13 protein-coding genes are annotated in these 15,433 nt (G+C 60.6%); 5 read left to right on the forward strand and 8 right to left on the reverse strand.

Annotation, left to right across the window (positions count from 1 at the left end; all coding sequences use genetic code 11):
- Positions 1 to 14: 14 nt before the first annotated feature.
- Positions 15 to 893: a helix-turn-helix transcriptional regulator gene (locus tag BN1969_RS11840; protein ID WP_050624479.1), complete on the reverse strand. Its 879-nt coding sequence runs from the start codon at positions 891 to 893 to the stop codon at positions 15 to 17.
- A 249-nt stretch (positions 894 to 1,142) separates the two neighbouring features.
- Here BN1969_RS11840 and BN1969_RS11845 point away from each other — a divergent pair, with 249 nt between their 5' ends.
- The gene (locus BN1969_RS11845) at positions 1,143 to 2,957 is read left to right on the forward strand and encodes a carboxylesterase family protein (RefSeq protein WP_050624480.1); all 1,815 of its coding nucleotides are present in this window, start codon (positions 1,143 to 1,145) and stop codon (positions 2,955 to 2,957) included.
- A gap of 57 nt (positions 2,958 to 3,014) precedes the next feature.
- On the opposite strand, the gene BN1969_RS11850 is transcribed toward BN1969_RS11845, so the two are convergent.
- Both BN1969_RS11850 and BN1969_RS11855 read right to left on the reverse strand, forming a co-directional pair.
- The gene (locus tag BN1969_RS11850) at positions 3,015 to 3,476 is read right to left on the reverse strand and encodes a helix-turn-helix domain-containing protein (RefSeq protein ID WP_050624481.1); all 462 of its coding nucleotides are present in this window, start codon (positions 3,474 to 3,476) and stop codon (positions 3,015 to 3,017) included.
- A gap of 77 nt (positions 3,477 to 3,553) precedes the next feature.
- Positions 3,554 to 4,435 carry a LysR family transcriptional regulator gene (locus BN1969_RS11855; protein ID WP_050624482.1) on the reverse strand — a complete coding sequence of 294 codons (882 nt, stop codon included), beginning with the start codon at positions 4,433 to 4,435 and terminating at the stop codon, positions 3,554 to 3,556.
- Positions 4,436 to 4,803: 368 nt separating this feature from the next.
- On the opposite strand from BN1969_RS11855, the gene BN1969_RS11860 reads away from it, so the two are divergent.
- From BN1969_RS11860 to BN1969_RS11875, 4 genes are all read left to right on the forward strand, one after another.
- Positions 4,804 to 5,652: a transketolase gene (locus BN1969_RS11860; RefSeq protein WP_050624483.1), complete on the forward strand. Its 849-nt coding sequence runs from the start codon at positions 4,804 to 4,806 to the stop codon at positions 5,650 to 5,652.
- Complete coding sequence (locus BN1969_RS11865; RefSeq protein ID WP_050624484.1) at positions 5,652 to 6,596, forward strand: transketolase family protein; 945 nt, start codon at positions 5,652 to 5,654, stop codon at positions 6,594 to 6,596. The genes BN1969_RS11860 and BN1969_RS11865 overlap by 1 nt, the downstream gene beginning before the upstream one ends.
- Positions 6,597 to 6,671: 75 nt before the next feature.
- Entirely contained in the window at positions 6,672 to 7,352 is a 681-nt protein-coding gene (locus BN1969_RS11870; RefSeq protein ID WP_050624485.1) for an aspartate/glutamate racemase family protein, read from the forward strand.
- A gap of 54 nt (positions 7,353 to 7,406) precedes the next feature.
- A complete protein-coding gene (locus BN1969_RS11875) occupies positions 7,407 to 9,239 on the forward strand; it encodes a thiamine pyrophosphate-binding protein (protein ID WP_050624486.1) in 1,833 nt (610 codons plus the stop codon).
- A gap of 96 nt (positions 9,240 to 9,335) precedes the next feature.
- On the opposite strand, the gene BN1969_RS11880 is transcribed toward BN1969_RS11875, so the two are convergent.
- The 5 genes from BN1969_RS11880 to BN1969_RS11900 form a co-directional block, all read right to left on the reverse strand.
- Positions 9,336 to 10,097, reverse strand: coding sequence for a cyclase family protein (locus BN1969_RS11880; protein WP_242850335.1), 762 nt, complete (start codon positions 10,095 to 10,097; stop codon positions 9,336 to 9,338).
- An 83-nt stretch (positions 10,098 to 10,180) separates the two neighbouring features.
- Positions 10,181 to 11,173: a sugar ABC transporter substrate-binding protein gene (locus BN1969_RS11885; RefSeq protein ID WP_050624487.1), complete on the reverse strand. Its 993-nt coding sequence runs from the start codon at positions 11,171 to 11,173 to the stop codon at positions 10,181 to 10,183.
- Positions 11,174 to 11,313: 140 nt separating this feature from the next.
- The gene (locus BN1969_RS11890) at positions 11,314 to 12,108 is read right to left on the reverse strand and encodes a response regulator transcription factor (RefSeq protein WP_050624488.1); all 795 of its coding nucleotides are present in this window, start codon (positions 12,106 to 12,108) and stop codon (positions 11,314 to 11,316) included.
- Positions 12,101 to 13,888 carry a sensor histidine kinase gene (locus tag BN1969_RS11895; protein WP_050624489.1) on the reverse strand — a complete coding sequence of 596 codons (1,788 nt, stop codon included), beginning with the start codon at positions 13,886 to 13,888 and terminating at the stop codon, positions 12,101 to 12,103. Before BN1969_RS11895 ends, BN1969_RS11890 begins: the two co-directional genes overlap by 8 nt.
- Positions 13,889 to 14,119: 231 nt before the next feature.
- Positions 14,120 to 15,433, reverse strand: coding sequence for an L-cysteine desulfidase family protein (locus BN1969_RS11900; protein ID WP_050624490.1), 1,314 nt, complete (start codon positions 15,431 to 15,433; stop codon positions 14,120 to 14,122).

Genomic DNA, 15,433 nt, shown 5'->3' on the forward strand with positions numbered 1-15,433 from the left:
TTTTGTATCTGCAGTCAGAAGGGGGCGCGGACAGGAATAAGAGTGTCCTGAGGGGATTGGGCTTGGAGATAGCGGTCCGGGTGTACGCCGAAGAACTGCTCAAAGGAGCGGATAAAGTGGTACACATCGTGGTAGGCCAGCCGTTTCGCGATCTCTGATGTGGACATATGATCCCGGAGAAGATAGGTCCTGGCAGTGCGCATCCGACAGTAGATCAGATAGTTGATAGGGGAAGTGTGGTAGGCGTTGGAGAACACCCGGGAGATATGGGAGGCGCTGAGGTGGAAGGTCTGGGAGAGGGTCTCCATGGTCACCTTTTCGTGGATATGGGTCTGAAGATAGGTAAGGATATCGTTGGCGTACTCCGGAAAAGAGGTCCTGACCACCGTACCGGAGGCCCGGAGCTCCGGGAGGACCAGCTCCAAAATAGAGAGGACTAGGGCCTGGACCGGGCGGTCTATCTGTCCGCCGTTTTCACCGGCCAGCTCCTGAATGATGTCCAGAAGCCGCTGGACTGTGGACATCTTTTCAAAGGGGGCGCAATAAGCGGGGCCCGGAGCCAGAAGGTCGTTCCAGGCGGTCAGCCGTTCCGCTGGACCGGTGAACCGGATGGCATAATGTGTGGAGTCCCTATCATCGTCGCACTGAAAACAATGAGGAGTCTTGGGCGGAATGGAGACAACGCTCCCGGCCTGCAGCGGGATAGTACAGCCGGGGAGGTTTAAAGAGAAGTGCCCCCTGGTAATGAAGGCGAGCTCATAGTCCGCCTCGTGAAAATGCGGATACACAGTCCAGGGAACGGGAACAGGGAGATAACTGATCTGTGTGACGTGATAAAAAGGAAATCCCTGATGGGGATCTCGTTCCTCAGAAGTGCGTTCAAAAAGCCACATGGGTCTCTCACATCCTTTGACGAGTTCCAATTATAATGGATATGACGGAGAAAATACAAGAAAAAGGGCAGAATTATTTGCGACATGATAGGATTTTTCCAAATGGAACGGGAGGAGGGGAGACAGACGGGAGAAAACAGCGGATCGATGATAGGATTTTAAGAGGGAAGGCGAACATGTGCAGGGACAGGTATGGTATGCTTTGGGAAACAGCAGGATCGCTGCTGACGAAAGAAAGGATGAATGAACATGAGTCTCAAGCACAAGGTACTCAGCGGGCTGATGGCGGCTGCACTGTCGGCCTCTCTGCTGGCCTGCAGCTCCGCCCCCGCACCTGCCGCGTCCTCTGCACCTGCCTCCTCCCTCCCCTCAGTCTCTCATCAGACGGAGACGCCCAGCTATGCCTATCAGCGGGGGACGGTGCAGAACACACGCTATGGCACTCTGGAAGGATTTTCTGAGGATGGTGCGCTGCACTGGTTCGGTGTCCCCTATGCCCAGGCACCGGTGAACGAACTGCGGTGGAAAGCGCCCCAGCCGCTGGAGCCCTGGGAGGGCACTTTGGACGCCACTGAGAGCATGGTCGCCAGTCAGACCGCAAGCGTACAGGCCAGCAAAGACAAGGCGGGCAACGGCACAGTGGAGGCCACAACCGCCCTGCTGGGCAGTGAGGAGGGGGCGGTCACCCTGGACATCACCCGCCCGGACACGGACGAGACCGGCCTGCCCATCTTCTTTTATATCCATGGAGGCAACAACCAGACTGGGAAAAGCGCGGCTTTCCCGGCGACTCAATTCGCCCAGGAGGTCAACTGTGTGGTAGTCTCGGTGAACCACCGTCTGGGGCTGCTGGGGTACAACGCGCTTCCCGCCATCCAGACAGGTACGGAGGAAGAAAATTCGGGGAATTTTGGACTGCTGGATCTGGCCGCCGCTCTGGACTGGGTGGCGGAGAACGCTGAGAGTTTCGGCGGAGACAGCGGGAACATCACCGTCACCGGCTCCTCTGCGGGAGGCCGCAATGTGATGGCCATGCTGATCTCCCCCGTGTTTGAGGGAAAATTCCAGAAGGCGATCTCTTACAGCGGCGGCATGACAGTGGCCGATATGGAGGACAGCCAGCGGGTAGAGGCCAGAGCGCTGGCACCGCTGGCGGTGGAGAAGGGGGTCCAGTCTGACGAGGAGTCCGCCGCCCAGTGGCTGCTCACCGATGGAGAGGAAGTGCGGGACTTCCTGTACAGTCTGTCTGATGAGGAGCTGGCCGCCGCTTTCGGCGGCGCGGGCATCCGCATGAGCGCGTTCCCCCACCACTTTGCCGACGGCGTGGTGCTGCCTAAGGAGGGGTTCGATACCACCGTTTACAACGACGTGCCCGTCCTCATGGTCAACGGTGACCGGGAATTCTCTACCTTCTGTAAGAGCTCTCCTCCCTTCAATACCCCCAGCGTGGCCGAGCTGATGAAAGATGAGGTCCTGCTGCCCCAGTATCGATTTGCCGAGAAGTACGGCAGCCTGATGTACGGATACTTTAACGGGGAGGAGTCTGCCGAGCGGATGCTGGGCAGCGGCTATGAGTCCCCAATCTACACCTGTATCATCCGCTGGGGCGATGATCCGGCGGTGGTAGGAGAGGAGTATGCTACAATCTATGGATCTTATCATTGCATGACCACTCCGCTGATGACCCATGTGCTAACCAATGCCTCTTCCAGCTATCCGGAGCTCTATGCCTCCCCCAGCTGTCAGGCCGTCTCCTCCATGCTCAACACTTATTATAAGAATTTCCTGTGGAGCGGCAATCCAAATGGTGGGGAACTGCCCCAGTGGGATGCCTGGACCAGTCTGGACGGCACCACTCAGCTGATCGTGGACGCCAATGACGATGGGGCTTGGGCCGAGATGTCCACCGACCACATCTCCTATGCCGAGATCATTGAGAGGATGGAGGCGGACCACTCCATTCCTGATGACCAGAAGACCGAGATGATCCGGACTGTCCTGAATGGTCGCTGGTTCAGCGGCGAAATGGATGCATATTACGGAAATGAGGACCTCTGGGCCTGAACTGCCGTACAAAATGTCCCGCGAGCTCTGCTCGCGGGACATTTTTGTGTCCGGTGCTCACCGCTGCCGGGCCAGCTCCTTGCGGACGGCCTGGGTGAGGATATCCTGCCCCTCAGGGGAGCGCAGGGCCTCCTGTACCGCGGCGCGGATCATATCCTGAAACGCCTTGCTGTGGAGGAAGGCGTCAAACACCGTGCCCTGGTCCTGGCCGGCGGGGCCGCTCTGGGGGACGGGCCGGGCGGCGCGGCGGGGCGGGGGAGCGGGCTCCTCCTCATCCTGGAAGCCGCCGTCCATCCAGGTCTCCTGACGGGTGCGGTCGTTGCTCTCCCCCCGGAGATAGAAGAGGGAGACCCCGAAAAAGGCGGCCATCTTCTCCTGCTGCTCCCGGGTGGGGGTCTGGCGGCCGGTCTCGAACTTTTCCGCCGCATTTTTGGGAAAGCCCAGGGCCTGGGAGAGGGCGGGGCGGCTGAGACCCCGTTCGGTGCGCAGGGCTTCGATGCGCTGTGCCAATGTGATCATAGAAAAGACCTCCTCAGTGGAATGGCTCTATTATACAACAAGAGGGACAGGGGGAAAAGAGGAAAAGAAGGGGGCGGTCATTTGACCCACTCCCGGGCGAACTGGACTGCGGCGTCCACCAGGGGGGAGGCCGCGTCCCGGCGCCAGGCCACCCCCACCTCCTTGACGATCCGCTCCTCCAGTTTGATCTCCCGGACGCCGGAGAGGGTATGGGAGCGGAAGTCCTCCGAGGGCAGAAAGGCAACCCCAAGCCCGCCCTGGACCATGTAGAGGCTGGTGGTGGGACTGCTGGAGCGGCAGACGATGTCCGGCTCAAAGCCCGCCCGGCGGCAGGCGGTGAGGCACAGCTCCGCGGCCACCTGGCCGGTCTGGTGGAAGATGAAGTGCTCCCCCCGCAGCTCCCGCAGGCTGACCTCCTCACGACCGGCCAGGGGGTGGACACGGGGGACCGCCAAGGAGTAATGGTCCTCCCCCAGCTTGACGAACTCCAGGCTGGAGGCCAGCTGGGACAGGGGGCGGTTGAGAAAGGCCAAGTCCACCTTCCGGTCCAGCAGCAGCTCCAGCAGCCGGTGGGTCCCCTCCTGAACGATGTTCACCGAGATGTCGGGGTAACTGCCGCAGAAGGCGGAGAGCATGCCGCCGAAGTTGATGCACTGGAGGCTGGTGATGATGCCCAGGTTGAGGGAGCCCTTGCGCAGCCCGGCATAGAAGGACATCTCAGCCTGAAGGGCCTGGGCACGCTGAAGGATCTCCCTGGCCCGGAGAACAAAATCCTTGCCCGCCTCCGTCAGGGTGGCACCCCGAGGATTGCGGGCGAAGAGGGCCACCCCCAGCTCCTTCTCCAGCTTGGCGATCTGCTGGGACAGGGCGGGCTGTCCCACGTGGCAGGCCTGGGCCGCCAGGGAAAAATTCCCCGAATCGGCCACGGCAAGCACATAGCGAAGCGTGTAAAGTTCCATATGGTTTCATGCCTCCGATCAATGGGATGGCCGCCAGTCCCCGCGGCGGGCGGAGCGGGCGGCAAAAGCGTTTTTTCAGACCAACAAAATAGAGAGCATCTGTTTTGTGCAAAATGTCAAATCAAAAGGAAAAGCGGGGGCTCGTTCCAGAGTGGAGAAGGGCTGCCAAAGCTCAGTATCCGCTATTTTCCCGGATTTGTCAAGAAAGTTTGGGGCTGCGATATCATTTTTAATGATACCAGCTGTCACAAACAAGAATTGGACTTTTTTCGCCGGCGGAGGTAGTCTATGGGCGAAGAAGGAAACAGGCCCCCGGCAAAAGGCTGGGAGCCAGGGAGAACAAAAACTGATGTAGAAAGGATTGAACGATGGTGAACCACAACTACTTCACCCAACGGGATGTGGAACGGCTGGAAGAGCAGGCCGTCCAGATCCGACAGGACATCATCTCCATGATCCACGCCGCCAAGGCTGGACACCCCGGCGGCTCTCTCTCCGCGGTGGAGATGGTGACCGCCCTGTACTTCCACGTGCTGAATATCGATCCCCAGAACCCCCGCTGGGCTGACCGGGACCGCTTCATCCTCTCCAAAGGCCACTCCTGCCCGGTGCTCTATGCGTCACTGGCCCGCCGGGGCTACTTCGACCCCAAGGAGCTGAACACCCTGCGTCAGTACCACTCCATCCTCCAGGGCCATCCGGACATGAACAAGACCCCCGGCGTGGACATGACAGCCGGCTCCCTGGGCAACGGCCTGTCCGTGGGCGTGGGCATGGCCCTGTCCGGCAAGCTGCATCACCAGGACTACATGACCTACGTCATGCTGGGTGACGGTGAGATCCAGGAGGGCATGGTCTGGGAGGCCGCCATGGCAGCCAGCCACCACGACCTGAAGAACCTGGTGGCCATCGTGGACTGCAACGGCGTCCAGATCAACGGCTGGGTCAATGACATCATGACGGTGGAACCCCTGGCTGACAAGTGGCGCGCTTTCGGCTGGAAGGTGGTAGAGGTCAACGGCCACAACATGAAGGACGTGCTCACCGCCCTGCACACCGCCAAGACCATGCGCCACCCCACTGCCATCCTGATGCGCACTGTCAAGGGCAAGGGCGTCTCCTTCATGGAGGACGACTCCGTCTGGCACGGCTCCGCGCCTGACGACGAGCAGATGGTCAAAGCAATTGCGGAAATCAAGGAAGGGGGCGTTGTGTAATGGCAAAGACTCTTGCCACCCGTATGGCCTTTGGACAGGAGATCATTGAGATCGCCAAGACCAACGAGAATTTTGTGGTTTGTAACGCCGACACCAAGACCTGCGGTCTGGAGAAGTTCGGCAAGTATTTCCCCGAGCGGGAGTTCTCCTTCGGCATTGCCGAGCAGAACCTGGTGGCCGCCTCCGCCGGCATGGCCGCCTGCGGCAACAAGGTGTTCCTGGCCACCTTCGCGGTGTTCGCCTCCATGCGGGCCTGCGAGCAGGTGCGTACCTTCGTCTGCTACCCCAACCTGAACGTCACCGTCATCGGCACCCACGCCGGCCTCCAGGTGGGCGGCGACGGCGCCACCCACGCCGCCATTGAGGACGTGTCCATCATGCGCTCCTTCCCCAATATGACCGTGGTGCAGCCCGCCGACGCCGTGGCGGCCCGGGCCCTGGCCCATGCGGCGGTGGATTTCACCGGCCCCCTGTACGTCCGTCTGCACCGCAACCCGGTTGCCGACCTGTATGACCCCGCCACCTACAAGTTCGAGTGGGGCAAGGCCAACACCGTGGTGGACAACGGCAGCGACATGACTATGATCGTCTCCGGCATCCTGCTGAAGAAGGCGCTGGACGCGGCCGCCATCCTGAAGGAGCAGGGGATCGGCGTCCGGGTGCTGGACATGGCCACCATCAAGCCTCTGGACAAGGAGGCCGTGCTGAAGGCGGCCGGCGAGACCGGGGCCATCATGACCATCGAGGACCACTCCATCTTCGGCGGACTGGGCTCCGCCGTGGCTGAGGTGGTGGTGGGCAACTGCCCCGTACCCATGGAGATCGTGGGCATCCAGGACCGCTTTGGTGAGTCCGGCGACCCGGAGCTGATCTACAAGGACCACGGCATGGACGTGGACTCCATCGTGGCCAAGGCCAAGGCTCTGGTGGCCCGGAAGGGTTAAAAGAGACAGGCACTTCGGACAGGGCGCTGTCCCTGCCCGAAGTGCAGAAAAATGTGAGAAAGGATGAACCCAACTATGGCAGCACCTCATGTGTGTATTCTTCAGACCAGCTTCGCCAAGCGGGAGGACACCGTCGCCTTCCTGAAGGAGAAGGTCCCCGGCGTGCGGGTGGAATTCATCACCGACAGCACCCTGCTCACTGATGTCCGGGCCAATGGCGGCCCCAGCCAGGCGGTCATCGACCGGATGACCCTGTACGCCAAGGCGGCGGAGATCTCCGGTGCGGACCTGATCGTCAACTCCTGCTCCACTGTGGGCGAGGTGGCGGACATCTACGCCAAAGAGGTCAACGTCCCCGTGATGAAGATCGACCTGCCCATGGCCCAGGAGGCCGTTCGGCTGGGCACCAAGATCGCCCTGATCGCCACCCTGGAGACCACCCTGGGCCCCAGCCAGCGGCTGATCGAGAAGGTGGGCGCGGAGCAGGGCAAGAAGATGGAGTGCACCCAGTACCTCCAGAACCCTGCCTGGGATGCTCTTCAGGCCGGCCACCCCGAGGAGCACAACCGCATCCTGATGGAGAGCATCCGGGAGCTGGACAAAATGGGCTATGACGCCATCGTGATGGCCCAGGTGTCCATGCGCGCCCTGCTGCCCGACCTGAAGGACGTGAAGACCCCCCTGCTGTGCAGCTTCTTCTCCGGCTACGGTGCCATCGCCGACAAGCTCAACGAGATCGCGGCGCAGAAGCAGTAAATCCCCCCTGAAATTCGGAAGACCGAGACAATCAAAAAACGGAGGAATCGAACTATGAGCAAGAAACTGGTATCTGACCTGTTGGTGGACTACCTGGAGCGCCGGGGCGTCACCAAGCTGTTCGGACTGTGCGGCCACACCGTCATCGGCATGCTGGACGCCCTTTCCCGCAGCAAGAAGATCGAGTACATCGGCACCCGGCATGAGGCCATTGCCTCCACCGCGGCTGACGGCTACGCCCGCATCACCCACAAGGCCTCCGTGGTCATGTGCCACCTGGGCCCCGGCCTGACCAACGTCATCACCGGCGTGGCCAACGCCTCCCTGGACTCCATCCCCATGGTGGTCATCGTGGGCGATGTGCCCAGCTATTACTTCGGCCGTCACCCCCATCAGGAGGTCCAGATGCATGAGGACGGCGACCAGTACAGCATGCTCAAGCCCGTGTGCAAGCGCAGCTGGCGCGTGGACGATGTGGAGGCCCTGCCTTACATCCTGGATAAGGCATTCCGTCTGGCTGAGGCCGGCCGTCCCGGCCCCGTCCTGGTGGACGTGCCCATGGACATGTTCTCCCGTGAGATGGACGAGGAGCTGTGGGCCCGCACCTACAAGGACAGCCACGAGACCCTGAAGCCCGCCCTGGACCCCGCTGCCGCCAAGGCCATCGCCAAGAAGCTGGTGGAGGCCAAGAACCCCGTCCTCCACGCCGGCGGCGGCATCCTGCTGGCTCAGGCCTCCGAGGAGCTGGCCGCTCTGGCCGAGTTCCTGGATCTCCCTGTGTCCCGCACTCTGGCCGGCCAGGGCTGCCTGTCCGACCAGCACCCCCTGATGATCGGCCAGACCGGCTTCTGGGGCCTGGAGTTCACCCACTCCCTGACCGCCAATGCCGACGTGATCCTGGGCCTGGGCACCCGCTTCGGCGAGGCCGACAGCTCCAGCTGGTATCAGGGCGTCACCTTCGATCCCGATAAGACCACCTTCCTGCAGATCGACATCGACCCCAACGAGATCGGCCGCAACTACCCTGTGGAGATCGGCGCCATCGGCGACCTGAAGATCGGCCTGGCCCAGATCCTGGAGGAAGTGAAGAAGATCTGCCCCAAGGGCAAGAGCAACCCCGAGCTGCGGGCCCAGATCGCCAAGGCCAAGGCTGCCTTCAAGGAGAGCAACGCGGCGATCTCCAGCGACGGCCGCTTCCCCATGACTCCCCAGCGCATCCTGAAGGACGTGAAGGAGGTCATCCCCGAGGACGCCATCATCTTCACCGATGTGGGCTGGAACAAGAACGGCGTGGCCCAGGAGTTCGATATCACCCTGCCTGGCACCATCCACCACTCCTCCGGCCTGGCCACCATGGGCTTCGGTCCCTCCGCCGTCCTGGGCGGCAAGCTGGCTGCCCCCGATAAGATCGTGCTGAACCTCACCGGCGACGGCGGCTTCGGCATCAACCCCTCCTGCCTGGCTGCCGCCGTGGAGCACGGCATCGCCTGCACCTGGGTGGTCATGAACAATGCCGCTTTCGGCACCATCGCCGGCCTGGAGAACGCCAACTACAAGACCAAGTTCGGCACCGTGTTCTATGACGCCAACGGCGAGCGCTACACCCCCAGCTGGGCCGACGTGGCCAAGGCCTACGGCGTGGACTCCATCTGCATCTCCTCCGCCGACGAGTTCAAGCCCGCCCTGGAGAAGGCCATCGAGGCCAACAAGGCCGGCAAGCCCTTCCTGGTGGAGGCCCCCATGGAGAACATCGTGGTGCCCACCCCCGGCTGCTGGAACATCAACGACATTTACAGCCCCAACGAGCTGGTCAAGGAGGGCAAGCTGGTCAAGAAGGAGAACGGCCAGTACGTCGCCCCCAGCCACTCCAAGTCCCACAACGCCTGATCGGGACATCCTGTTTGCTACCTGTCTTCAATCCTCTATATCAGCCGAAGGGCCGCTCCATCTGGGGCGGCCCTTCGGCATTTGTACTGCAAAGTTTTACGGATAGAGTGCCAAGATCCGGGTCCAGACGCCGGTGGCACCCTGGGAGTTGGGGAAGGTGCCGATGGTATAGCAGCGGTCGGCCTCGATGTCCCCCAGGTTGCACACGTTCTCTACCACGCCGACGCCGTTGCCCAGGAGGATCTGGTGGCTCTCGGTGGTGGTGGTGTCGGGAGAGATAGACTCCATGGCGATATAGCGCACTCCCTTGTCCACCATATATTGGGCAGTCTCGGGGAGAAGATAGGGGTAGTTGGTGATATACTCGTCGGGATCAGTCTCCCAGAGGGCGTCATGGCCGGTATGGAAGAGGACAGCCTCACCGGACTGGATCTCTCCGTTCTCCTCCTCCCAGGCTTTGACATCGTCTACTGTGATGCCGTAGGAGCCGGCGGGCACATCCAGCTTTACTACACAAGCGGGGCCGATCAGAATGAGGGGGTCCACGGTGTCGATCCCACCGCCAGTCTCGATGACATGATAGGGAGCATCCATGTGGGTGCCAGTGTGGACGCAATAGCTGAGGACCTCCAGGTTGTGCAGTCCGCCGTCTACGCCGATACGGCCGAAGAAGTCAGACTGGGGGAGCTGGAGAGAGGGGTCCGCCGGCATATCGGCTTCTTGAAGATGAGAGATGTCGACCACCGTGTACTGGCTCAGGTCCATGCCCAGGGAGGCTGGCTCTTCGGCTTGAGTGGAACAGGCGGAGAGGGACGCCGCAATGGCGCCGGTCAGAAGGATCGCAGTCAGTTTTTTCATCGTAATTCTCCTTTCAATCTGGTCCGGAAGGTGATATGAAATCTTCCAGGGGCCCGCTGGAAGGACTTCATCTTGAAATGGCTCTACCAGGGAAGATCCTGGTCCAGATACCACTGGGCGTTTTCCCGCGTGATGATATCGGTTTGCTGATAATTGGAGAAGGACAGAGGCTCGCCGTCCAGGTAGCGGCAGATCTCTTCTACGGCCTCCAGCGCCATATCGGGATATTGAATGACAGTGCCGTCTATGCCGCCAGCGGCGATCTCCTCCACCACAGAACGCTGGCCGTCGATGCCCACCAGAGCCACCTCTCCGGCCAGCCCCCGGCGGACCAGAGCCTGGTAGCAGCCCTCGGCCATGAGGTCATTTTGGCAGATGACCCCATGGAGATCAGGGTAAACATTGAGGCAGTCATCCAGGATGCTCTCAGCGTTGAGGCGGGAGAACTCCCCGTTATAGGTGCCCAGGAGACGGATGCGGGGCTCCTGAGAGAGCACCTGGGTGATCCCCTTGTCCCGGTCTACGGCGCCGGAGGAGTTGGGAATGCCGGTGAGGTAGATCACGTTCCACTGGGCGGCGTCAGGAAAATGCTCCTCCAGAGCGGAGATGAGCAGCCGGGCGGCCTGTTCCCCCATGGTGACGTGCTCAGCCCCCACATATCCGATGGTGCGGGAGAGGGAGGAGGACTCTACCCGGTTGTCCAAGGTGAGGACCGGGATGCCGCGGTCGTTGGCATACTGGATCGCGGGAAGGGGGCCCTCCATGGTATAGGGGATGAGGATGATCCCGTCCACAGGATCATCGATCAGATTTACCAGGTCCTGATTCTGTTTCTCCTGGCTGTTTTCCCCATCGCACAGGATCAGCTCCACAGATCCCTCGGAGAGATCGAACTCCTCCAGAAGCTGAAACATAGCGCTGCGGAAGAGCAGGCTGGTGGTGGGAAAACTGACGCCGATCCGGTATGATCCCTGATCCGCCTCCTGAGAGGCGGGCGAGGAGGATGGGGGAAGGGACGTCCGGCAGGAGCAGAGCAGGAGAGCGAGGGTGAGAAAAAGCGGTGTCAGCGGTCTCATGGCAGAGAGGTCCTTTCTGGTAATATGGCCATTCGCCCCCTTTAAAAGTTTGCTTTCTCTCTCTACCAACATTGTATCAGAAACTTTTTCAGGGTAAATGGGGCAATCTTTCATTTTGGTGTGTTATTTTATGCCTTCCCTCAGAACAGATGGCTCTCCCGGTATTCCCGCGGGGTCATCCCCACCTGCTTTTTAAAGACCTTCATAAAATGCTTCACATCCTGATATCCGACCTGGGCGGCGATCTCATAGATGCGCCTGTGGTAGTCCAGAAGGGCCTCCTTGGCATGCTGGATGCGGAGAGCGGAAAGATATTCGGAAAATCCCATCCCTTCCACCTCGGCAAACAGCTTGGAGAGATAGGTGGGGGTGAGATACACCAGGGCGGCAGCGGAATTCAGGGTGATGCGCTGGGTGTAGTTTTCCTGAAGATACTCCTTGACCTGCTGGATGAGCAGGACCTTGCTCCCGCGGGGCTGGGCGTTCTCGTGAAAAGAAGGAGGTTCCGGTCCGGGCTCTTCCAGAGGGACCGGGTCGTCAGGGCCGCGGGTCTGATCGATGCGCTCGATGCATTTGAAAACAGCTTCAAAGAGCTCGTCTTCGGAGGCGGGTTTGAGCAGGTATTCCACCACCATCCCGCTGGAAAGCATTTTCCTGGCCGCTTCAAAGTCACTGTAACCGCTCAATGTGATGACCTTTGTAGAGCTGTGCCGGAGGACCAGCTCGTCCAGGAGCTGAAGCCCGCTGAGGCCGGGCATTCGGATATCTAAGATGAGAATATCGGGCTGATGTTTCAAAAGCAGGGCCAGGGCCTCCCAGCCGGTGGAGGCCTGATAGAGGGGACGGATGTTCAGCGTGTCCCAGGAGATATCTTCCAGGATGTGCCGGCGGGGGATCTCCTCGTCATCAGCGACTAATAAAGAATAGTTAGACATGGGGCTCTCTCCTTTCCAGAGGAATGCGAAAGAAAACACGTGTGCCCGCACCGGGGCGGCTCTCTATGTGGATATCCCGGGGCCCATAGGCAATGCAGAGCTGCTCATGGATATTGCGCAGAGCGAAGCTCCGCCCCTGGATGGGCCCCTCACCATTGATCTGACGCAGCAGGGGCCCCAGATCCTGGGGCGAGATCCCGATGCCGTCATCGGCCACCTGAAAGAAAAGCATGTCGCCTTCTTTTTGAAATGTGATCTCGATCCGGTGCTGCGCGGGGCGTTTTTCAAAACCGTGGACGATGGAATTTTCCACAATGGGCTGAAAGAGATATTTGAGTGCCACAAACTGCTCCATCTCCGGGAAACGCTGGATCTGAAAGACAAGCGAGCGGCCGAAGCGCATCTGCTGGAGCTGGAGATAGCTGCGGAGCAGGTCGGCCAGTTGGTCCAGAGGGAGCTTGTCGCTGCCCTGAGAGAGACTGATCCGGAAATATCGGGACAAGGTCAGGATCATCCGGGCAGAGGTGTCCGCGTGTTCATGGCTGGCCTGGCTGTAAATGGTGTTCAGAGTATTGTACAGGAAGTGCTCGTCCATCTGGGACTGGAGAAACGAAAGCTCAGCCTGCTTTCGGAGCAGCTGCTGGACATAGATCTCGTCGATGAGCTTTTGCAGCCGTTGGATCATTTGGTTGTACCGGTGGAAGAGCAGGCTGATCTCATCCCGCTGGACCGGGACTGGAGCCTGGGCGAGTGTGCCCTGCTCCATATCGCTCAGATGGCTCATAAGGGCGGAAATGGGCCTCACCACATACCGGTACAGGATCAGACTGCCCAGAGAGATGCCCAGGGCACCGCACAGCAGGGCAAGGAGAGAGAAGGCCCGAGCGCCGCCGGAGCCGGAGAGGACGATATCTTCCGGGACACAGGAGAGATATTTCCATCCGCTCTCTACGGCGTTATAGTAGGAGATCAGATAGTCGGTGCCATCCTCCTGGCAGGAGTAAGTCCCATACTGGCGGTTTTGCGCAAAAGCCTGGGAAAAGCGGCTGTCTTGGCCAATGTTCTGGGACGTGGAAAGCGTGCTCCCATAGGAGAGGAGCACCTGTCCTGCATAATTGCTGATCCAGACAGAACCGGAGTACAGCTCCAGAGCGGAAAGAGCGGTCTGCCAGGCGGAGTCCTTCAGATTGCAGATCAGGATGCACTTTTCTTGCTGGGCAGGACCTGAGACCGGCCGGATATGGGAGAGCATCCGGCTGCCTCCGCCGGCGGAGGGGAGCAGGTGCCAGACGATGGGGGACTCAAAAACATCGTAGTACATCTGGTACAGCTGCTGAGCATAGTGGTGGGAAAAGGAGAGCTCCTTCTGCCCGGGCAGCATGGTGACCACTGTCTCTGTCTCGGGAAACATGAGATAGATGGAATCCAGGGTGCGCAGCTGGCCCACATACTGGCTCAGAGCCAGGGAGAGCTGGCTGCGTGCTTTTTGGCGCTGGTCAGAACCGGCATCGGCCTGCTGGTATTGGGAGATCAGAGAGAGAAAGCCGGGGTCCTGACTGATCTCCCGGCTGAAATCACTGACCTGCTCCATCACATCATCCATCAGGAGAGAGGCCCCATAGAGGTTGGTATAGATCAGATTTGACGTTTGACTCAGCATATTTTTTCGGGTCAGCTCCATGGAATAGTGCCAGAAGACCACGATGGGGACCAGAAGGACGAGAGCGATGACAGCAGGGATGCGGAAGCGGATGCTGCGGTACCAGGAAATCTGTTTCATAGGCTTCCTCCAGCAATAGAGTGGTCTTGTTTGTGTTCTATTATAGGTATTTTCCGGCGCACCGGCAAGAGAAATCGTACCGGTGAGAGAAAAGGGCCGGACGGCGAAAGCCGCCCGGCCTCAGGCTGTTGAAAGAGTCCCCGCTAAGGTGGGGGTGGGAGAAAGCGGGGAGAATAAGACCGCGGCCGGACAGGATGCTCCCGTCCGGCCGCGTATCGTCTGGGGACAGCTTCAGTTCCCCAGCATGATGTTCAGGATCTCTACGTCGGTGCTCTTCATACCCACCCGGCCCATGCGGCCCACTGCCGCGATGGTGTCCTCCGGGTCCTCCATGGTCATGCCCTCGCCGGGCTGGAAGACGTTGCCCGCCAGGCTCAGCTCCAGGGCCATCAGGGCGTTCTCCACCGCCAGGCCGATCTTGGCCGCACAGCTGGCTTTGGCCCCGTCGCACACCATGCCGCCCAGGGTCTCGATGCTGTTGGTGATGGTGTCGCAGAGGATCTGATAGATCCGCTCCTGCTCCCCCTTCTGGCGGAGCATCATATAGGCCACGCCGCAGGCGGCCCCGGTGGCGGCGCTGGTGGCGCCGCAGTAGGCGCTGAGGCTGCCGATGTACTTCTTCTGATGCACGCTGATCAGATTGGCCAGCACCAGGGCGCGGAGGATCAGCTCCCGGTCCGCCTGCCAGGCCCGCCCATAGATGACGATGGGCATGGTCACAGTGATGCCCTGGTTGCCGCTGCCGCTGTTGATGACTACCGGCAGGGAGCATCCGCTCATCCGGGCGTCGCTGCCTGCGGCGGCGGCGGCCCGGGCCTGGAGGCGGACACGGTTCAGCCCACTGGCATTCCCCGCGTTCTCCATAAGGATGCGGCCGGTCTCCACACCGTAGTTGCCCTTGAGACCCTCGTCAGAGATGGCGGTGTTATAGTCGATCTGGCGGCCGATGAGCTCCTCCACATCCTCCATTTTCACCGTGTCCGCGAATTCCAGGATGTTGGCCACATTGAGGAGCATCCGGTCCGGACCGCCGCTCTGTTTTTTGCAGCTGGGGTCGGGGCGGCTGTCCAGCAGGACCGTGCCGTCCTTCTTCATGTAGGTGATGTTGTTGTGGTGCTCCTGGATCTCGATCTCGGCGGAGTGTCCGCCGCCCTCCAGCTCCACCACGATATACAGGTTGTCCACGTCCTCCACCAGCTCGCAGGTGCAGAAGCCCTCCTTCACCAGTGCCTGGGTGGTCTGGATATCCGCCGGCGTCACGGTCTCCAGCACGGCCAGCTCCCGGTCCGGGTCTCCGCCCACGATGCCCAGGGTGGCCGCCACGTCGATGCCGCGCATACCGCCGGAGTTGGGGACGATGACGCCCTTCACGTTTTTGATGATGTTGCCGCTGCACCGGACCCGGCAGTGCTCTGGCATTACGCCCAGCAGTTGCCGCGCCTTGGCGCCGGCATAGGCGATGGCGATGGGCTCGGTGCAGCCCAGGGCCACCAGCAATTCCTCCCGAAGGATGCCGAGGTGATTCTGATAAAGTGCTTGATCCAT

Origin of the sequence: Clostridium phoceensis, assembly GCF_001244495.1 — a bacterium.
Classification (GTDB): domain Bacteria; phylum Bacillota; class Clostridia; order Oscillospirales; family Oscillospiraceae; genus Lawsonibacter; species Lawsonibacter asaccharolyticus.